The organism is Exiguobacterium sp. s157, assembly GCF_018618205.1.
Classification (GTDB): domain Bacteria; phylum Bacillota; class Bacilli; order Exiguobacteriales; family Exiguobacteriaceae; genus Exiguobacterium; species Exiguobacterium chiriqhucha.
Genome location: NZ_JACSLQ010000003.1, coordinates 1 through 19,258, shown reverse-complemented (window position 1 = coordinate 19,258; position 19,258 = coordinate 1). Strand labels below are relative to the sequence as shown.

Below are 19,258 nucleotides of genomic sequence, written 5' to 3'. Positions count from 1 at the left end.
GTTTTATGTCACTTCCCGGTCACAGTGGCCCCGAGTGTCGTGACAAAATGTTCGAGCGCCCAATCGTGACCGACTGGGTTGAAGCTTTGGACGGCATCGGCGTGAACGACGATTGTATAGCCGAGGTTGTACGCGTCGACTGCCGTATGGAGCACACAGATGTCCGTGCACACACCGACGAGATGAATCTCCGTGATGGCCCGTTCGCGCAAACGCAAATCAAGGTCGGTACCGGCGAAGGCGCTATAGCGTGTCTTATCGATCCAATGATCGGCCCGGCTCGCCGCGGTTTTAACGGCGCCGTAAAGTTCGCGGCCTTCAGTCCCACGAATGTTATGAGGCGGAAAGAGCGTCGTCTCAGGGTGATACGTGTCACCAGCGTCGTGGACATCGTTCGCGACGACGACATAATCCTCGTCCGCGAACTCCTCAATCAACTGGACGATTCGTTCTTCTATGTCTTGCCCTGGTTTTCCACAAGTCAAACGACCCGTGTCTGCGATAAAATCAAACGTGTAGTCGATCACAATCAATCCACGCATGGCGAGATCTCCTCTCTCATGTAAAGAATAGTTGGCTATCTTTCTTATTCTAAATCATTTTGCATGAAGCGAAAAAGATTATTTTTGATCGCGGTCGGGTACTAGGTGTAAGAAGAACTGTTTGCGAAAGGGGAATCAGCACATGCTGCTGTCATCAACCGAACTGTCAGAGCAACTGTCCCGCTTAAACGGCTGGGACGTTGTCGAAGGGGAATTACAAAAGACGTATCGTCTCGAGACGTTTCCAGAGGCGATTCAATTCGTCCATCTCGTCGCCGATTTGGCGGAGTCGCTCGATCACCATCCGAACATCTTAATCGAGTATCGGAACGTCACGTTGACCGTGTCGACGCATGACGAAGGTGGAATCACGGAGAAAGATATCATGCTCGCGAAAGGTTGTGAGGAGCTTGTCTAAGCTATTCATGACATTCGCCTCAGGTACGGTCGCTGAACGATTGCGTCAACAACCGGGTGTGCTCGTCGCAAACGGGACGGAAACGATTTTACTCGCCGAAGGGGACAAGTCTCCGTTCCAGAGCGGAAAGACGTTTCAAATCGAAGAAGCAGAAGGACAATTCGCCCCGAAAGGGAATATTGTCTATGCGAACATTCCGGTCGATTCGAACGCCCGGTCGCTCTTGTTCCATCGTTTGTTGAAAGACAAATCACGTCTTGGGTCTGGCCATAGCGGTTTTGCCGCCTATCGGCTCGGTGTCGACCCTGAAGACAACCACGGGGTTGTTTTCATCCAATTCACCGAAGGCGGGAATCGTTTTCGTGATTCGACCGACTACATCTTGTTCCAAGAATGGCTGAAAGAAGCCGTCGAACAAAAAGGAGCCGGTCCGATCATAAAACACTATGTCGTCGATGCAACAGATGACCTATAATAAACATAACGTCACGTTAGGGGAGGATTTTTTATGAACAAGAACTACTTCTGGTTAGGTATGGCCGCAGGTGCCGTCATCGGAGCCGGGGCATCGCTTCTCCACAGAGAGACGCGCGAGCAACAAGTCAGCCAGCTCAAGCATATGAAATCACGACTCAAGTCACACGATACGTCTACACAAGCTCATTCGGTCGGCCTTCAAGCCTCTTCGAAAGCGAGTTTGAAAGATCGTGTCATGGATTTGAAGGCACTCTATGAAGAGAACCAAGATACGATTCAAAATCTCGTCGAAGACGTGAAAGACTTGGTCGACGCGCTTCAAGACGCTCGTCATAAAAATCAAATCTAATTCATATCCACGGTCCGGTGCTGTTGCACCGGGCCGTTTTTTCGTGTTCTGGCAGGAACCTCTCTGTCTATTTTGTATAAAAATACAATTAACAGTATAAATATGCGTATGTTTTAATCGATTTATTCTTTTAAGGAGGTTCGGCAGATGATCACTTGTGGAATCGTCGGCGTCACGGGGTACGCCGGGATGGAGCTGTTAAAGCTGATCGGGAAACATCCCGAGTTCACGCTCGTCCGGGCGATGAGCGATTCGAGCGCCGGGTCGACACTCGCGCAACTGTACCCATGGTTAGAGATTGAGGATTTGACACTCGAACCGTTCCATGTGGACGCATTGGACGACATCGACGTCATCTTTTTCGCGACGCCAAGCGGAGTGTCGGCGCAATACGTGACGCAGTTGACGGAATATGAAGGGGTCGTCATCGATTTGAGTGGAGACTTACGTCTGCCGGCATCGAGCTACGAGACGTGGTATGGCAAACCGGCCGTACCGGCATCGCTTCAAGCACAGGCGGTATATGGATTGACGGAATGGAATCGAGACGCTGTAAGGTCGGCCGATTGGATTGCCAATCCCGGGTGTTACGCCACGGCGGTCGCGCTCGGCTTATTGCCGTTCGTGAACGGAGGCTGGATCGACCCGAACGAAATCATCGTCTCGGCCTGCTCCGGAATTACGGGAGCCGGGAAGGGACTCAGCGCCAAGACGCACCACGCCCGCTCCAACGAAAACGTGCAACTGTATAAAATCCATACGCATCAACACATCCCGGAGATTGAACAGACGCTTTATGCAGTGAGCGGGACGCAAGCGACCGTGTCACTCTCGACACACCTGTTGCCCATCAATCGAGGCATCATGGCGACGATGAGCGTCGTCCCGACGCTTGAGCAGAGCGAAGCGAATTGGGTGGACGCATTGCGACAGGCTTACGCGGATGAACCATTTATCCGGGTGCAACAAGGCGAACCGGAGATTCGAACTGCCGTCGGGTCGAACTATTGCGACTTGTGGGTGTATCTCGACCAACGAACGAATCGAATGACCATCATCTCGGTCATCGACAATATGCAAAAAGGTGCGGCCGGACAAGCGATTCAAAACGCCAATGTCCGCTTTGGATTAAACGAAACAGCCGGGTTGAATGAACAACCCCAGTACATATAAGGAGGTAGAACGAATGATTGAAACAACGATCAGCCCTGTCGTCCACGTCGTCACGCCGAAAGGGTTTCAAGCGTGCGGGGTTCACGCCGGACTGAAACGAAAGCGTAAGGATTTAGCCCTGCTCGTCTGCGAACAGTTGGCTAGTGCCGCCGCGGTGTATACGACGAACCAATTTCAAGCGGCTCCGATTCAAGTGACGAAAGAAACGCTACACGCGTCGAGCGGGAAGATTCGTGCCGTCTTGATTAACAGTGGAAATGCCAACGCCTGCACCGGTCCGCAAGGGCTCGAGGACGCGTATACGATGCGCGATAAGGCGGCCGAACATATCGGGGTCAAACCGGAAGAAGTGGCGATTGCCTCGACCGGTGTCATCGGTCAACTGTTGCCGATGGAGGCGCTCTTGAACGGAATCGATTTGCTTGAACCGATCCATGAGGAGATGGGGGCGGAGTCGTTCGCGGAAGCGATTTTGACGACCGATACGGGAACAAAATGTACGGGCGTCGAGTACACCGAAGGAGGCGCGACCGTGACAATCGCAGGTGTGGCCAAAGGCTCGGGAATGATTCATCCGAACATGGCGACGATGCTCGGCTTCATCACGACCGATGCCGTCATCGCGCCCAACGTGTTACAACGGGCGCTGAAACAGAGCGTGGACGCCTCGTTTAACAGCATCACCGTCGACGGGGACAGTTCGACGAACGATATGGTGCTCGCTTTGGCGAGCGGACTGACCGAGATGGATGAAATCATCGAAGGGACACCAGCCTATGACCGCTTCTGCCAAGCGTTGACGGACGTGTGCACAGATCTCGCCAAGGCGATTGCTCGTGACGGGGAAGGGGCGACGAAATTGATTGAGGTCGAGGTCGTCGGGGCGAAGACGGATGAGGCGGCTCGGATGATTGCGAAACAAGTCGTCGGCTCGTCGCTCGTGAAGACGGCCGTCTATGGACAAGATGCGAACTGGGGACGCATCATCGCCGCCATCGGTGCATCGGAGCAACCGATTGACGTGAACCACGTCGACATCCGCATCGGGTCACAGCATGTGCTGATGGAAAGTGCGCCGGTCTGGTTCGATGAGGCGCTCGCGACAGAAGAGATGGGACAAGACGTCGTCTCGATCCAAATCCGATTGCAGGACGGCACCGGACAAGGTCAGGCGTACGGCTGCGATTTGACTTACGATTACGTCAAAATCAACGCGAGTTACCGGACATGAAACAACGGAAAATCGTCAAACTCGGCGGGAGCGTTTGGGACACGCTCCATCCGGACTATTTCAAAGAATGGCAGGCATGGCTCGACGCAGGGCATGAACTCGTACTCATCCATGGGGGTGGACCTGCGTTGTCCGCTTATTGCGAGCACCAACAAATCGAACCGGTGTTTCAAGACGGACGTCGTGTCACGACCGCAGACGTGTTAACGGGAGCCGAGCGTGTGCTCGCGGGGGAGATGCAGACCGAAATCGTCGCTGCCCTCGGACGTCATCAGATTCAAGCGGTCGGTCTCTCGGGTGTGGACGGACAGACGCTGACAGGAAAGCAGTTGGTGGAGCTCGGGGCGGTCGGCGAAGTTGACCATGTCGAGACAGACTTGTTCGAGCTGTTGCTCGCGAGTCGGTACGTGCCTGTCGTGACATCACTGTTACAAGGACCGGACGGCACGTTGAACTGTAACGGAGACGATTGTGCGATCGCAGTCGCGATCGCGTTGCAGGCCGACCGTTTTGAAATGATCACTGACGTCCCAGGTATCCGGATTGATGGGACGTTCCGTCAAACGCTGACACGTGAAGACATCCAAACGGCCATCGCCACAGGGGATATCTATGGGGGGATGATCCCGAAAACCGAGGCGCTCTTAGCAGCTCTAGCAGGAGGGATTGAAGTCGCCGTCATCCGTGACGGCAAGGACCCGGTTCATCCCGGGACAACACTACAGGAGGTGCACCATGCATTCACTACTACCGACATACGGACAACGACATATTGAGATTGAGCAGGCGAGCGGGTCCTACGTGACCGATACGGCGGGGAAGCGGTATCTCGATTTCGTCATGGGCATCGCCGTCTGCGGGACGGGTCATCGTCATCCGCACGTGAGCCAAACGCTAGAGGCGCAGCTTCAAAAAGTGTGGCACACCTCGAACCTTTACAACATCAGCGGGCAAGCGCGCGTCGCCGAGACGCTCATGTCAGGGACGCATTTGACGCATGCGTTCTTCTGTAACAGCGGGACCGAGGCGAACGAAGGGGCATTCAAATTGATTCGGAAATGGACGAACAAGACAAAAATCGTGACGTTCACGAAATCGTTCCACGGTCGCTCGTTCGCCATGCTCGGGGCGACCGGACAAGACAAGGTCAAAGCCGGGTTCGGGCCGATGGTGGCCGATTTTGTGCATGCACCGTTCAACGACATGGACGCGCTCAACATGATTGACGACGAGACGGCTGCGGTCTGGCTCGAAATCGTCCAAGGCGAGGGTGGGGTCGTCGTCGCTGACGCGGCATGGCTCGAAGCGCTTCAAGCGAAAGCGACTGAGCATGGTGTCAAAATCGTCGTCGATGAGGTGCAGACCGGGATTGCCCGCACAGGTACCCGTTTCGCGTTCGAACAGACACCGCTTAAACCGGACGTCGTCACGCTCGCGAAAGGGCTCGGTAGTGGTTTTCCCGTCGGAGCGATTTTGACAGCAGCAGGTGCGGAACACGTCTTCACGGCTGGCAGTCACGGTTCGACGTTCGGCGGCAATCCGCTCGCGATGGCCGCGGCGGAAGCGACGCTCGACATTTTGTTCGAGGCGGACGCACTTGCCCACGTCAATGCGATGGGCGCGCGATTACGAGCGGGCTTGGAACAATTTGTCGACGGAGAGACATTCACCGAGGTACGTGGACTCGGTTTGATGCTCGGGCTCGTCGCGACGCAATCGGTCGCGGCATGGATCGAACAGTTGCGAGACGCTGGCCTCTTGGTCGTTGCGGCAGGTCCTGACGTGATTCGCTTCTTGCCGTCTTTGTTGCTTACAGAAGCCGAAGTGGATGAGGCGCTCGCAATCATTGGACATGTGATTACAAAGGAGATGGTGTCATGACGGGGACAGTGACGTTACAAAGCGGTCAACAGTTCAACGGGACGTGGGAGACGAGTGCGCGCTCGGCGAAAGGGGAGGTCGTCTTCTTCACAGGGATGACCGGTTATCAAGAAGTGTTGACCGATCCTTCGTACGCCGGTCAAATCGTCGCGTTCACATATCCGCTCATCGGACAATATGGGTTGACCGACGCAGCATCTGAAAGTGCGGACATTCAAGTGGCGGGCGTGCTCGTCCAGACGTTAGCTGGCAACGGGGCGGCGACCGACTTGAAGGATTGGTTGGAGCAGTCCGGTGTGCCGGTACTGTCTGACGTCGACACGCGCTCGCTCGTCCATGCCCTCCGTGAACACGGGGATCAGTGGGGTGTGATGACGTCGGAATCGGATGTGTCGTTCGATGGGGACCTACATCAGATTACGGAGACCGTTTCGACGCCAAGTCATGTGCGTCACGGCGACGGGGCGAGCGGACATATCGTCTGTCTTGATTTCGGCGTGAAGGCGTCGATGGTTCAAGCGATGGTGGAGCGAGGGTACGCGGTGACAGTCGTTCCGTTCGATACGACGGCCGCCCAAGTCCACGCGCTCGCGCCGACCGGGATTCTCGTGTCGAACGGTCCGGGAGACCCACGTGATTTAATCGACTACCTCGAGGATGTGCGTGAAGTGTCACTGGCGTATCCGACGCTCGGCATTTGTATGGGCCATCAACTGCTCGCGCTCGCCTTCGGGTGTGAGATTGAAAAACAGGCTTACGGACACCGCGGATCCAATCATCCGGTCCGGAACGTCCAGACGGGTGAAGTGTGGATGACGTCGCAAAATCACGGGTACGTCGTCAAACGGGACAGTTTGGAAGCGACGCCGCTCGAGCTACTATTTGAGAACGTGAACGATTTGTCGGTCGAAGGGACATTGCACCGGACGGCCCCGATTCTCTCGGCCCAGTTTCATCCGGAGGCCAGTCCGGGACCAAAGGAAGCACAAGCCATCTTTGACCGCTTCGACGAAATGATTCAGCAAGGGGTGAACGTCTATGCATAAGAAAGTACTCGTCATCGGTTCAGGTCCGATTATCATCGGACAGGCGGCCGAGTTTGACTATTCGGGCACACAGGCGTGCCAAGCGCTTCGAGAAGCAGGCTGTGAGGTCGTGCTCTTCAACTCGAACCCGGCCACGATCATGACTGATCCCGGTTTGGCCGATCACACATACATCGAGGCGATGACGTTAGAGAAGGCCGAGTTGATTATCGAGACAGAACGTCCGACCCACTTGCTTGCCACGGTCGGCGGGCAGACCGCCCTCAATTTGGCGCTCGCCTTGGACGAGGCCGGTGTGCTCGAACGATACGGGATCGCCCTCCTTGGGACGTCGCTCGAGACGATTCGCGACGGGGAGGACCGCGAACGGTTCAAACAGAAGATGAACGAACTTGGGGAACCGCTCCCCGTCAGCACGACCATCGAATCGATCGAAGCCCTTGACGGCTTTATCGCCGAGACGGGCGTCCCGCTCATCGTCCGTCCGGCGTTCACGCTCGGCGGTACCGGCGGCGGGATTGCGGAGACGATTGATGCCGCCTATACGCTTGCGCAACGTGGTCTCGAGGCGAGTCCCATCTCGCAGTGTTTAATCGAGCAGAGTATCGCCGGGTATAAAGAGTTCGAATATGAGGTCATGCGCGACGCCAACGGGACGTGTATCATCGTCTGCAACATGGAAAACATCGACCCGGTCGGCGTCCATACGGGCGATTCGGTCGTGTTCGCCCCGGCCCAGACACTATCGGATGTCATGCATCAGACGTTACGGAGCGCCGCGTTCCGAATCGTCTCGGCACTTGGTGTCGTCGGCGGGTGTAACATCCAGTTCGCCGTTCATCCGACGGAAGACGCCTATTACGTGATTGAAGTGAACCCGCGTGTCTCACGTAGCTCGGCGCTCGCCTCGAAGGCGACCGGTTATCCGATTGCGAAGATTGCCACCCGTCTTGCCCTCGGGGAACGACTCGACGATTGCATCAATCCCGTCACGAACGGGACGATGGCGAGCTTCGAGCCGGCCCTCGATTATGTGACGGCGAAAGTGCCGACGTTCCCGTTCGATTTGTTCAATGGGACGGACCGGACGCTCGGACCGCAGATGAAAGCGACCGGGGAGAGCATGGCGATGGGCAAAACACTCGAAGAAGCGCTACAGAAAGCGTGGCGCGGTGCCGGTGTCGAGCAGAGTCCGCTCTATCCGAGTTGGATGGCGACAGCTGATCCTGACGCGCTCTACGCTGAAATTTCGGCACCGACCGATCGTCGTCTCCTGGCGTGCCTCGCGTTACTCGATCGGGGAATCGCCACGGCGTCACAGCTTGAAGCGCTGACGGGTATCGCCCCGCACTTCATGATGACGTTCGAGCGACTCGTGACGACAATCCGTCTGGACCTGTCTATGAAAGAAAACTTGTTGCAAGCGAAACGGTTCGGTTTCACTGACGCCCAGATTGCGCAACAGATGAACGTCACGGCCGACGCAGTCGCAGCGATGCGGCTCGAACACGACATCCATCCGGTCTATCAGATGATTGATACGTGTGCCGCCGAGTTCGAGAGCCACACACCGTACTTTTACGGGTCGTGGCACGGGACGTCTGAAGTCGTGCCGAGCGAGCGCCCGAAAGTCGCCATCATCGGGTCAGGGCCGATTCGCATCGGGCAAGGTATCGAGTTCGATTACAGTTCGGTGCACGCTGTCTGGGCCCTTCAAAAGCTCGGGGTCGAGACGATTATGATCAACAACAATCCGGAGACGGTGTCAACCGACTTCACGGTCGCAGACAAACTGTACGTCGAACCGTTGACGTTTGAAGATGTCGTCCACGTATTGGAGGCAGAAGGCTGTCAGGACGTCCTCATCCAGTTCGGCGGCCAGACCGGCATCTCACTCGCCCGTGCGCTAGAAACCAAAGGCTACCACTTGCTCGGGGCGACGGCAGACGTCATCGATCAAATGGAGGACCGGGATCGGTTCTATCAATTCCTTGACGAAATCGGGGTGGCCCACATCCCTGGAGAAGAGGTCGGATCAGTTGACGAGTTGACGTCCGCGATCGATCGTCTCGGGTATCCATGTGTCGTCCGTCCCTCCTACGTCATCGGTGGAAAAGGCATGTATATCATCCGGACTGCGGCGGAGTTGGCTCAAGTCGAACCGCACTTGACTTATCCGCTCCTCGTCGATGCGTATGTCGATGGACGTGAACTCGAAGTCGACTGTGTCACTGACGGGAAAACCGTCTACATTCCGGCCTTGCTCGAACAGATTGAGGCAGCCGGTGTCCATTCGGGCGATTCGACGATGATTCTGCCGCCGGTCAAAACGTCACGCGCGCAACAAGCCGAGATTGAAGCCATCGTTCAAACGATTGGTCAAGCGCTCGCATATAAGGGTGCGCTCAATATCCAATTCGTGTTGAAAGACGACGTCATCTACGTGCTCGAAATCAATCCGCGTGCATCTCGGACGGTCCCGATCGTCAGTAAAGTGACCGGGGAACCACTCATCGAATGGGCGACGCTCGCGGCGTTCGGCCATGAGTTGGCAACCGTCGTCCCAGAGGCACGTCCGGTATGGAGCGGCTATGCCATCAAGACACCGGTGTTCTCGAGTTTGAAATTGCCGGGCGTCGACCCGCTCAGCGGCCCCGTCATGCGCTCGACTGGAGAGACACTCCAATTCAGCATGACCCCTTACGTGTCCGAACGCTTCTGTTACGATGCGACGACGGCGCGCATCATGAATCGGACTGAGACCGTAGCCGGCCAAGGCTGGTCATCATATAGTGATCAAGCGCTCGATGAGACGACCGAGTTCCAAAACGTGTCGGTCCTATTTTCAAACGCACCAGAAGAACAAGCGGCACGTGAGACGGCCGTCCGCAACGGCGTCCACGTCATCTCGGAGACACATCTTGCCGAGTACTATCAACAAGCGATGCAAGCGGAACCGATGCCGGTCCGTTCACTTCAAACGATGCAGACAGGAGAGGGACTACCATTATGACGACGAAAACAATCAATCATCTACTGACACTCGAGGAACTGACTCCGTCCGCACTCGACGACTTGCTTGGACTCGCGGCCAAGGTCAAACGACAGCCGGAAGCGTTCCAGTCGGCGCTCGCCGGCAAGAAAGTGGCGCTCTTGTTCGAGAAGGCCTCGACCCGGACCCGGATGTCGTTCGAGGTCGGTGTCGTCGAACTCGGCGGTTATCCGCTGTCCTTGAGCAGCAGTGATTTACAAATCGGGCGTGGGGAGCCGCTGACGGATACGATTCAAGTCATGAGCCGTTATGTCGATGCGCTCATGATTCGGACGTATGCCCACGCGACGGTCGAGACGCTCGCTTCGGCAGGTTCGATTCCAATCATCAACGGATTGACCGATTCCCATCACCCATGCCAAGTACTCGCCGACTTGTTGACGGTCGAGGAAGTGTTCGGCACGAGAACAGGTAAGACGTTGACGTACATCGGCGACGGGAACAATATGGCCCACTCGCTCATGATCGGGGGCGCGCTCAGCGGGATGCACATCCGCATCGCCTCGCCGGAAGCATATACGGTCGAGACCGAGATTTTCGAACGGGCGAATGAACTCGCGGCGACTACTGGAGGCAGCGTTACGTTGTGGCAAGACCCGGTCGCTGCGGCAGCGGGTGCGGACGTCATTTACACGGATGTGTTCGCGAGCATGGGGCAAGAAGCGGAAGCGGCGGAACGGTTGACGCAGTTTGCGACGTTCCAAGTCGATGCTTCGCTCATGCAGCAAGCGAAGTCAGATGCGATTTTCCTGCACTGTCTCCCGGCCCATCGCGGCGAAGAAGTGACGGCCGACGTCATCGACGGTCCGCAATCGGTCGTGTTCGATCAAGCTGAGAATCGATTGCACGCGCAAAAGGCGCTCATGCTCACCTTGCTCGGCTAAACGAAAAGAGAGGATTCGCCGCTCGGGCGAATCCTCTCTTTATTACTGTCATAAGAAGCGGGCGAACAGGCCGAACACGGCCAATCCGACGATCACGTAGAAAATCCATTTGCCTTCACCCGTATGAATGATGGGCGGGGAATACTTGCGTGGCTTGTACTTCCCGTAACGGAGCGGGCGCGAATACGGCACCGCGAACCGGGAGAGCGGAATCGCGAGCAAGAACCCGGCGAGGAAACCATACACATGTCCCCAAAGTGACACGTTCGCGCCGATGAGCGTGAACACGGCGCTGATGGCGACGAAGATATAGACGAGTCGAGCGTCCTGGCTGTAGATGAGCGTCCGGCGGAACCGACCGATGTACACATAAAAGCCGAGAATCGCTAAAATCGCACCTGAAGCACCGGCTTGCAGGTAGAACAGTTCACTCACCGTGAAGAACGTGAGCAAATTGGCAAGCACACCGGCCACGATATAGAACACGGCGAACTTGATGTGACCGACCATGCGTTCCATGGCGGGTCCAAAGATAATCAAAGCGAACGAGTTGAACAGCAAATGACCGAGCCCTAAATGGATGAAGTTGGCCGTCAAGAGACGGTACCATTCCCCTTGGGCGAGTGCGAGATGGAATGACCCGCCGAGTGCGACAATCCGGAGGTCGGGGACCAAAGAATCGATGACAAACACGAGCAGTTGGATTACAATGAACAGCGTTACGAGCGGATACGCCCGGACGAACGTTTGAACATTCTCAGTACGACTAAACATAGCATCACCTCTTTCCTTAATTGTATAAGGAAACGAGTGAAAAAGGAAAGGAGCGAGTGTCCTGTGATTGTGGGGATCGGAATCGATATCGTCGAGCTCGAGCGGATTGCTCGCTCGCTCAAAAATGACCGTTTCGTCGCACGTCTGTTGACCGAAGCCGAGCGGGCGCTTGCGGACGCCTATCCAGAACAACGGCGCATCGAATTCGTCGCTGGACGATTTGCGGCGAAAGAAGCGTATGCCAAAGCAGTCGGGACCGGGATTGCCCGGGGCCTGTCGTGGCAACAAATCGAAATCTTACCGGATGAGGCCGGGCGACCGCATATGACGGCGCCGTACTCAGGCCGGATTCATATGAGTATCAGCCACAGCGAGCAATATGCCGTGGCACAAGTCATCATTGAAGAGGGGGATCACGATGTTTCGTCCAAGTTGGATTGAAATCGATCGGGCGGCGATCAAACATAACGTAATCGAAATCAAAAAACGGATCCCGCAAGCGCTCATGGCCGTCGTCAAAGCGAACGCTTACGGGCATGGTGCCGTCGAAGTGGCAAAGATTGCGCTTGATAACGGAGCGACGATGCTCGGTGTGGCCTTACTCGAGGAGGCAATCCAGCTCCGAGAGGCCGGGATTAAAGCGCCGATTCTCGTCATGGAGGCCCAGTTCCCAGAATATGCGGGCGTCGCCGCCGAACACGATGTGACGTTGTCAGTCTTTTCGGCCGACTGGTTGCGTGAGGCGCGCACGCATCTATCTGACCGTCCGCTCACCGTTCATGTGAAAGTCGACACGGGGATGGGTCGTCTCGGTTTGCGGACCCGCGCCGAACTTGATGCCCTTTTAGAAGCGGCAGATGACCGTTTTATCGTCGAAGGGATCTATACGCACTTTGCGACGGCGGATGAGCCGGACAGTGAGCTTTACTATGAGCAGCAGGAGCGATTTGGTCAGTTGATAGATGGACTCCACTCGCGATTCCGCTACATTCATACGTCAAACTCGGCCGGGGCGATCCGCATGGCTGGACAAGACGTGCCGTACAACGTGGTGCGGGTCGGAATTGCGATTTATGGGCTCTACCCGTCAGCTGAGATGGCTTCCTTCTATTCATTTTTACGACCGGCCTTCACGTTGAAGAGCAAGCTCATGCAAGTGAAGCAACTCGAAGCTGGACAGACGATCAGCTACGGGGCGACGTATACGACGACTGAAGATGAGTGGATCGGTACCGTGCCGGTCGGATATGCCGACGGCTGGATCCGTAAAGCGAGCGGCTTCGAAGTAGACGTCAATGGAGAGCGCTGTCCCATTATCGGTCGTGTCTGCATGGATCGCTTCATGGTGAGGCTTCCTAAAGAGCTGCCGGTCGGGACTGTGGTCACGCTCATCGGCGGACCAGTCGCGATTGACGAACTGGCCACGCATCTCGAGACGATCAACTATGAGGTCGTCTGCCAATTAACGAATCGCCTCCCGCGACGTTATGTGTAAAGCGGAAAACGTGTGAAATTATCTGAATTCTTTCGGGAATTCTCTATATTTTCCCAAACTCGCGTGTTATATTGGTAAAGAACGCGGGAATATTTCCGCCAGTCATTGAAACGATTCTGGAGGTGTAAGATGTTGAAACAGCGAACTGCGGGTGCTTTAGCGTCCGTTCCAGATCGGTTCTCGCAGCATGGGGGTCCGATTTCGATGAAAGACCGTGAATCATTGTCATTGAACGATGTAGTGACGTACTTGTCCAAAGAAATTGCTGATCGACAACAAACACTGCGCGAAGAATTGGCGAGAGGCTATCAAGAGATGGCCGCGTTTAATTTGAATATGGCAGAAGAGATGCTGATGATTGAGACGGAAGCCGAACATGCTCTCTTACGTCAAGTAAGCGGGGTGTGAGCGGAGTGATCGTAAAGCGTGGTGACGTGTTTTATGCGAATCTGTCGCCCGTAGTCGGTTCAGAGCAAGGTGGAGTTCGTCCGGTTCTCGTCATTCAAAACGATATCGGCAATCGCTTTAGCCCGACCGTCATTGTCGCTGCGATTACGGCTCAGATCCAGAAAGCAAAACTGCCGACTCATGTAGAGGTATATCAAGTCAAACATGGTCTCGAACGAGATTCCGTGATTTTACTTGAACAGATTCGAACGATTGATAAGCGTCGTCTGACGGATAAAGTCACTCATCTTGATGATGAGACGATGCACAAAGTTGACCGAGCGCTAGAGATTAGTCTGGGATTAATCCCTCTCTAGCTTACATATAAAGAAACCGATACATGGGTATCGGTTTTTTTTCAAAAAAATCTTTGAAAAATAGTTTAGAATTCTGTAAAACGGGAATTTAGTTTAATCGTACTCAATTTTTCTGTACGCACATTAGGAGGGAATATACGATGGATTTAGCGATTCGCGAGCAAGTCATTGGAGAACAATTACACCTTTACGTATCCGGAGAAGTGGATACATATACCGCACCAAAATTGAAGGAAGTCTTGCACCCGGCAATCACGGACCAAGACGTCACCGTTCATTTGGATGAAGTGGACTATATGGATTCAACTGGTCTCGGCGTATTTGTCGGTGCCCTTAAAATAGCCAAACGTAATGAGAAAGAGTTGTCGCTCGTCGGCGTCACCGACCGCGTCAATCGTCTCTTTGAATTGACAGGACTGCACAAGTTGCTTTCGATCAATACAAACGTAAGAGGTGGCACGCAATGAGTAACATCGAACAGACGGTGATGACGTTCCCGGCCAAACCGGAGTATGTCGGTGTGGTCCGTTTAGTCGTCTCAGGAATCGCTAACCGTATGGGATATACGTACGACGAGATCGAAGATATTAAAATCGCGGTCTCGGAAGCCTGTGGCAATGCTGTTCAACATGCCTATGAAGATCAAGAGGGTGAAGTGAAGCTCACGTGCGGCGTTTATGAAGATCGTCTCGAAATGACGATTGAAGACTCGGGCAAAACATTTGCCGACGACGTGAAACGCCAAGCGGCGCCAGTCGAAGAGACGGCTGAAATCGAATCGCTTCACGAAGGAGGACTCGGTCTTTTCCTCATTGAAGCCTTAATGGATGACGTCTCGATCAACAAGGACAATGGTGTCAAGGTGACGATGACGAAACTCCTTAACAGGGACGAGGTGGATCAGAGTGCCAGCAAAATCTCAACAACGCCATCACAGTGATGATGAAGTATTAGAGTGGATTGAGCGTTATCAACAGGACGATCAAAATGAAGAAGTCCAAATGCTCCTCATCAACCGATACTCAGACCTCGTTGAGGCGCTCGCGCGAAAGTTTTCGCGGGGCCGGGCCATCCATGATGATCTCGTTCAAGTCGGGATGATCGGACTTCTCGCTGCCCTCCGCCGTTTCGACCCTGAGTTTGGACGCAGTTTCGAGTCGTTCGCCGTTCCGACGATTATCGGTGAAATCAAGCGTTTCATCCGGGACAAGACGTGGAGCGTCCACGTCCCACGCCGAATCAAAGAGCTTGGACCGAAAATCAAGAAGACGGTCGAAGAATTGACGACCGAATTGCAACGCTCACCGCGCATAGATGAGATTGCCGATTATCTTGGCGTATCGGATGAAGAGATTCTCGAAACGCTCGAGATGGGTAAGAGCTACCAAGCCCTTTCCGTCGACAGCTCAATCGAAGCGGACAACGAAGGTTCGACCGTCACGCTCCTAGACCTCGTCGGGAGTCAAGAACGTGGTTACGAATCGGTTGACCAGCGCCTCATCCTTGAAAAAGCGTTCAGCGTGTTGAATGAACGGGAACAGGCGATTCTGGAATGTGCTTATTATAAAAACATGAGCCAAAAAGAGACGGGTGAGCTCCTTGGGATTTCACAGATGCACGTATCGCGCTTACAGCGTCGTGCGCTCGAGAAATTACGCGAGGCCATCAAAGTCCCGCTCAATGAAGTATTCTCAAACGATGACTAAACGGTCATCGTTTTTTTGTCGTCCACGCGTGAGTTTGCTACACTTCAAGAGAGAAGAGAAAAGGAAGTGATTCGATTGATTACGAAAATCGCAAAAGATTTGAAGTTGAAGACGAGTCAAGTCGAGACGGTGCAACAACTCGCCGCGGACGGAGCGACGATTCCGTTCATGGCCCGGTACCGTAAAGAAATGACCGGTAATCTCGATGAAGTGGAAATCAAAGCCATTCTCGATGCCTTACAATATGAAGAGAGTTTGCACAAACGTAAGACGGACGTCCTCGCCAAACTCGAAGAACTTGAGAAGGCGACACCAGAGTTGACCCGTGCGCTTGAAACGGCGACGAGCCTGCAACAAGTCGATGACATCTACCTTCCGTATCGTCCGAAACGACGGACGAAAGCCGAACAAGGTCGGGAGAAAGGGCTCCAACCGCTCGCTGACTGGTATCGTCAACCAACACCATATTCGGTGACCGAAGCGCAGTCGTTAGCAGGGGACCTCTCGCTTGAAGAAGCACTTCCGTTCGTCCAATCGATTATCGGGGAGGAGTGGGGCGAAGTGGCGACGCTTCGACAATCACTCCGTACACGAGTCCGGAAAGAGGCGCTCCTTCGTTCACAGAAGAAAAAGCAGGCGGAAGATGAGAAAGAAGTGTTCGCCCAGTATTATGAATATGAAGAGAAAATCGCAGGAATCGTCCCACACCGAATCCTCGCCTTGAACCGTGGAGAGCGCACGGATGTGTTGCAAGTGAAGATCGTCTTCGACGAGACGGGTTTCATGCGACAAGCGCTCGGCAAGTTTGACCGCTTGCCGACGGAGAAACGTGAACTCGTTACGCTCGCCGTGAAGGACGCCTTCAAGAAGTCGGTGTTCCCGGCCATCGAACGCGAGGTCCGGAGCGAGTTGACTGAGACGGCTGAAGAACAGGCAATCGACGTGTTCTCAAAAAACTTGAAACAGCTCTACATGCAACCACCGCTTCGTGAGGTCGTCGTCCTAGGAATTGACCCAGCCTATCGCACAGGTTGTAAATGGGCCGTCGTCAATGAAATCGGAAAAGTCGAAGAGGTCGGTGTCTTCTATCCGACGGCACCGAAACACGATGTCGCGGGCTCAGAGAAAGTGTTGGCGTCACTCGTGAAACGTTATCCAATCTCGGTTATCGTCATCGGGAATGGGACCGCATCCCGTGAGACGGAACAGTTCGTATCGAACTGGCTAAAGAAGGCGGAACGCGAGATAGCCTATGCCATCGTCAACGAGGCGGGGGCGAGTGTCTATTCGGCTTCAGAAATTGCCCGATCAGAGTTCCCGGAATTGAAAGTGGAAGAACGTTCGGCCGTCTCGATTGCTCGACGCATTCAAGACGCGATGGCGGAACTCGTCAAAGTCGATCCGCAGTCTGTCGGGGTCGGGCAATATCAGCATGACGTCAGTCAGAACAAGTTGAAAGGGTCGCTCGAGTTCGTTGTCGAGAGTGTCGTCAACATGGTCGGCGTCGATGTGAACCGGGCTTCGGAGTCACTGCTCACGTATGTATCCGGATTGAATAAGACGACGGCTAAAAATATTGTCGCGTATCGTGACGAGTTCGGCCGGTTTGATACACGGAAAGAAATCAAGAAAGTACCACGTCTTGGAGCGAAGGCGTATGAACAAGCAGCCGGCTTTTTACGGATCACGAATGGGAGTGATGTGCTCGACCAGACGGAGATTCATCCAGAGAGCTATAAATTGACACTCTCTCTATTGAAGGAACTCGGTGTTTCGAAGCAAGCGGTAGGCACGGCCGAACTGCGGGAACGATTAAAGACGGTCGATGCCAAAGTGCTAAGTGAGAAGCTAGATGCCGGATTACCGACAGTCGAAGATATCTTGAAGTCGCTCGCGAAGCCTGGACGTGACCCGCGCGAAGATATTCAGAAACCATTGCTTCGGACCGACGTTATGAACTTGGAGGACCTTCAAGTGGGGATGGAGTTCCAAGGGACGGTGCGAAACGTCATCGACTTTGGGGCGTTCGTTGATATCGGGGTGAAGCAAGATGGACTCGTCCATATTTCGAAATTGTCGAATCGCTACGTCAAGCATCCGCTTGATGTCGTCGCAGTCGGTGATATCGTCACCGTATGGATCGAACAAGTGGACGCCAATCGTGGACGGATTAGTCTCACGATGTTGGAGCCGAAGCCTTAAATAAGAAGGAACTAGTACCGGGCAAAATGTTTTTTATTTTGCTCGGGTTTTTTTATAAAAAAGTGTTGACGGTCTTTTCTGCCCGTGCTATCTTATAGAAGTCGCCGAGAGACGACATGGAATATTAAAGCTTTTCTAAAAAAGTGATTGACAGGTTTCTGGTTTGCGGTTACAATTTAAATCGTTACTTCGATAAATTCAAGCAACGTTCCGCAATAGCTCAGTGGTAGAGCAACCGGCTGTTAACCGGTAGGTCGTAGGTTCAAATCCTACTTGCGGAGCCATTTTATTTTGGAGACGTACCCAAGAGGCTATAAGGGGCTCCCCTGCTAAGGGAGTAGGCTGGGAAACCGGTGCGAGGGTTCGAATCCCTCCGTCTCCGCCACTTAATTTTTAGAAAACACATACATCTGGCCCGTTGGTCAAGCGGTTAAGACACCGCCCTTTCACGGCGGTAACACGGGTTCGAATCCCGTACGGGTCACCATCATACGGAGGATTAGCTCAGCTGGGAGAGCACCTGCCTTACAAGCAGGGGGTCGGCGGTTCGATCCCGTCATCCTCCACCATTTCAAATTTAAGCACGTATAACGGTCTTGTGGTGTAGGGGTTAACATGCCTGCCTGTCACGCAGGAGATCGCGGGTTCAAATCCCGTCAAGACCGCCATTTACGTTGGGCCGTAGCCAAGTGGTAAGGCATCGGATTTTGATTCCGACATGCGAAGGTTCGATCCCTTCCGGCCCAGCTTATAATTTGAGTCATTAGCTCAGTTGGTAGAGCATCTGACTTTTAATCAGAGGGTCGCAGGTTCGAGCCCTGCATGACTCACCATTTTTTTATCCCTCGTAACACCTTAATACGCTGCGGTCGTGGCGGAATCGGTAGACGCGCTAGGTTGAGGGCCTAGTGGTGGTTAACACCGTGGAGGTTCAAGTCCTCTCGACCGCACCAATATGCACCCTTAGCTCAGCTGGATAGAGCGTTAGACTACGAATCTAAAGGCCGGGAGTTCGAATCTCTCAGGGTGCACCATTTTTATTATGGGCCTATAGCTCAGCCGGTTAGAGCGCACGCCTGATAAGCGTGAGGTCGGTGGTTCGAGTCCACTTAGGCCCACCATTTAAACTGACGAACTTTGAAAACTGAACGATGAGGCAAAAACGATTTACAATTTTTGAATGAAGCGCAAGCTTCGTCATTTTTAAAGAGCTATATCAAATTCTTTGGAGAGTTTGATCCTGGCTCAGGACGAACGCTGGCGG

At 54.1% G+C, this 19,258-nt stretch carries 20 protein-coding genes and 10 tRNA genes; 28 read left to right on the top strand and 2 right to left on the bottom strand.

Annotation, left to right across the window (positions count from 1 at the left end; genetic code table 11):
* Nucleotides 1-8: 8 nt before the first annotated feature.
* On the bottom strand, nt 9-542 hold the full coding sequence (locus KNP67_RS07260; protein ID WP_131471576.1) for a cysteine hydrolase family protein: 534 nt from the start codon (nt 540-542) through the stop codon (nt 9-11).
* 142 nt (nt 543-684) lie between these two features.
* Between KNP67_RS07260 and KNP67_RS07255 the strand changes: the two genes are divergently transcribed.
* The 10 genes from KNP67_RS07255 (at nt 685) to argF (ending at nt 11,053) form a co-directional block, all read left to right on the top strand.
* On the top strand, nt 685-960 hold the full coding sequence (locus tag KNP67_RS07255) for a 4a-hydroxytetrahydrobiopterin dehydratase (protein ID WP_021068168.1): 276 nt from the start codon (nt 685-687) through the stop codon (nt 958-960).
* Nucleotides 953-1,435 (top strand): hypothetical protein, encoded by a 483-nt coding sequence (locus KNP67_RS07250; protein WP_235045196.1) that lies wholly within the window; start codon nt 953-955, stop codon nt 1,433-1,435. Before KNP67_RS07255 ends, KNP67_RS07250 begins: the two co-directional genes overlap by 8 nt.
* Nucleotides 1,436-1,468: 33 nt before the next feature.
* Nucleotides 1,469-1,786, top strand: coding sequence for a hypothetical protein (locus KNP67_RS07245; RefSeq protein WP_021068170.1), 318 nt, complete (start codon nt 1,469-1,471; stop codon nt 1,784-1,786).
* A gap of 147 nt (nt 1,787-1,933) precedes the next feature.
* On the top strand, nt 1,934-2,959 hold the full coding sequence (gene argC, locus KNP67_RS07240; RefSeq protein ID WP_214756378.1) for an N-acetyl-gamma-glutamyl-phosphate reductase: 1,026 nt from the start codon (nt 1,934-1,936) through the stop codon (nt 2,957-2,959).
* Between the two features lie 13 nt (nt 2,960-2,972).
* The gene (argJ, locus tag KNP67_RS07235) at nt 2,973-4,190 is read left to right on the top strand and encodes a bifunctional glutamate N-acetyltransferase/amino-acid acetyltransferase ArgJ (protein ID WP_214756376.1); all 1,218 of its coding nucleotides are present in this window, start codon (nt 2,973-2,975) and stop codon (nt 4,188-4,190) included.
* Nucleotides 4,187-4,966 carry an acetylglutamate kinase gene (argB, locus tag KNP67_RS07230; protein WP_214756375.1) on the top strand — a complete coding sequence of 260 codons (780 nt, stop codon included), beginning with the start codon at nt 4,187-4,189 and terminating at the stop codon, nt 4,964-4,966. Before argJ ends, argB begins: the two co-directional genes overlap by 4 nt.
* Complete coding sequence (locus KNP67_RS07225) at nt 4,926-6,071, top strand: aspartate aminotransferase family protein (RefSeq protein ID WP_214756374.1); 1,146 nt, start codon at nt 4,926-4,928, stop codon at nt 6,069-6,071. Before argB ends, KNP67_RS07225 begins: the two co-directional genes overlap by 41 nt.
* On the top strand, nt 6,068-7,117 hold the full coding sequence (locus tag KNP67_RS07220; RefSeq protein ID WP_214756373.1) for a carbamoyl phosphate synthase small subunit: 1,050 nt from the start codon (nt 6,068-6,070) through the stop codon (nt 7,115-7,117). Before KNP67_RS07225 ends, KNP67_RS07220 begins: the two co-directional genes overlap by 4 nt.
* The gene (gene carB / locus KNP67_RS07215; protein WP_214756372.1) at nt 7,110-10,130 is read left to right on the top strand and encodes a carbamoyl-phosphate synthase (glutamine-hydrolyzing) large subunit; all 3,021 of its coding nucleotides are present in this window, start codon (nt 7,110-7,112) and stop codon (nt 10,128-10,130) included. The genes KNP67_RS07220 and carB overlap by 8 nt, the downstream gene beginning before the upstream one ends.
* A complete protein-coding gene (argF, locus tag KNP67_RS07210) occupies nt 10,127-11,053 on the top strand; it encodes an ornithine carbamoyltransferase (protein WP_214756371.1) in 927 nt (308 codons plus the stop codon). The genes carB and argF overlap by 4 nt, the downstream gene beginning before the upstream one ends.
* A 48-nt stretch (nt 11,054-11,101) precedes the next feature.
* Here the strand turns inward: argF and KNP67_RS07205 are convergent, their stop codons facing one another.
* Nucleotides 11,102-11,827: a rhomboid family intramembrane serine protease gene (locus KNP67_RS07205; protein WP_034780868.1), complete on the bottom strand. Its 726-nt coding sequence runs from the start codon at nt 11,825-11,827 to the stop codon at nt 11,102-11,104.
* A gap of 63 nt (nt 11,828-11,890) precedes the next feature.
* Between KNP67_RS07205 and acpS the strand changes: the two genes are divergently transcribed.
* The 18 genes from acpS to KNP67_RS07115 all read left to right on the top strand — a co-directional run bounded on the left by acpS (nt 11,891) and on the right by KNP67_RS07115 (nt 19,115).
* Nucleotides 11,891-12,268, top strand: coding sequence for a holo-ACP synthase (acpS, locus tag KNP67_RS07200; RefSeq protein ID WP_021068179.1), 378 nt, complete (start codon nt 11,891-11,893; stop codon nt 12,266-12,268).
* Nucleotides 12,246-13,322, top strand: coding sequence for an alanine racemase (alr, locus tag KNP67_RS07195; RefSeq protein ID WP_214756369.1), 1,077 nt, complete (start codon nt 12,246-12,248; stop codon nt 13,320-13,322). The genes acpS and alr overlap by 23 nt, the downstream gene beginning before the upstream one ends.
* Before the next feature lie 129 nt (nt 13,323-13,451).
* Nucleotides 13,452-13,730: a hypothetical protein gene (locus KNP67_RS07190; RefSeq protein ID WP_034780874.1), complete on the top strand. Its 279-nt coding sequence runs from the start codon at nt 13,452-13,454 to the stop codon at nt 13,728-13,730.
* 5 nt (nt 13,731-13,735) lie between these two features.
* Nucleotides 13,736-14,086: a type II toxin-antitoxin system PemK/MazF family toxin gene (locus KNP67_RS07185; RefSeq protein ID WP_029596222.1), complete on the top strand. Its 351-nt coding sequence runs from the start codon at nt 13,736-13,738 to the stop codon at nt 14,084-14,086.
* Nucleotides 14,087-14,226: 140 nt separating this feature from the next.
* Nucleotides 14,227-14,553 carry an STAS domain-containing protein gene (locus tag KNP67_RS07180; protein WP_128123185.1) on the top strand — a complete coding sequence of 109 codons (327 nt, stop codon included), beginning with the start codon at nt 14,227-14,229 and terminating at the stop codon, nt 14,551-14,553.
* The gene (gene rsbW, locus KNP67_RS07175; RefSeq protein ID WP_029596221.1) at nt 14,550-15,026 is read left to right on the top strand and encodes an anti-sigma B factor RsbW; all 477 of its coding nucleotides are present in this window, start codon (nt 14,550-14,552) and stop codon (nt 15,024-15,026) included. The genes KNP67_RS07180 and rsbW overlap by 4 nt, the downstream gene beginning before the upstream one ends.
* Nucleotides 14,992-15,792: an RNA polymerase sigma factor SigB gene (sigB, locus tag KNP67_RS07170; RefSeq protein ID WP_016510526.1), complete on the top strand. Its 801-nt coding sequence runs from the start codon at nt 14,992-14,994 to the stop codon at nt 15,790-15,792. The genes rsbW and sigB overlap by 35 nt, the downstream gene beginning before the upstream one ends.
* Nucleotides 15,793-15,867: 75 nt before the next feature.
* On the top strand, nt 15,868-17,994 hold the full coding sequence (locus KNP67_RS07165; RefSeq protein ID WP_214756498.1) for a Tex family protein: 2,127 nt from the start codon (nt 15,868-15,870) through the stop codon (nt 17,992-17,994).
* Nucleotides 17,995-18,203: 209 nt separating this feature from the next.
* A tRNA-Asn gene (locus tag KNP67_RS07160) sits at nt 18,204-18,278 on the top strand.
* Nucleotides 18,279-18,287: 9 nt separating this feature from the next.
* A tRNA-Ser gene (locus tag KNP67_RS07155) sits at nt 18,288-18,379 on the top strand.
* Nucleotides 18,380-18,406: 27 nt separating this feature from the next.
* A tRNA-Glu gene (locus tag KNP67_RS07150) sits at nt 18,407-18,481 on the top strand.
* Between the two features lie 6 nt (nt 18,482-18,487).
* A tRNA-Val gene (locus KNP67_RS07145) sits at nt 18,488-18,563 on the top strand.
* Between the two features lie 23 nt (nt 18,564-18,586).
* Nucleotides 18,587-18,662 (top strand) — tRNA-Asp (locus KNP67_RS07140).
* Nucleotides 18,663-18,669: 7 nt separating this feature from the next.
* Nucleotides 18,670-18,741: transfer RNA gene (locus KNP67_RS07135), tRNA-Gln, on the top strand.
* 10 nt (nt 18,742-18,751) lie between these two features.
* A tRNA-Lys gene (locus KNP67_RS07130) sits at nt 18,752-18,827 on the top strand.
* 32 nt (nt 18,828-18,859) lie between these two features.
* Nucleotides 18,860-18,947 (top strand) — tRNA-Leu (locus KNP67_RS07125).
* A gap of 4 nt (nt 18,948-18,951) precedes the next feature.
* Nucleotides 18,952-19,028 (top strand) — tRNA-Arg (locus KNP67_RS07120).
* Nucleotides 19,029-19,038: 10 nt separating this feature from the next.
* Nucleotides 19,039-19,115 (top strand) — tRNA-Ile (locus KNP67_RS07115).
* The last annotated feature ends 143 nt before the right edge of the window (nt 19,116-19,258 follow it).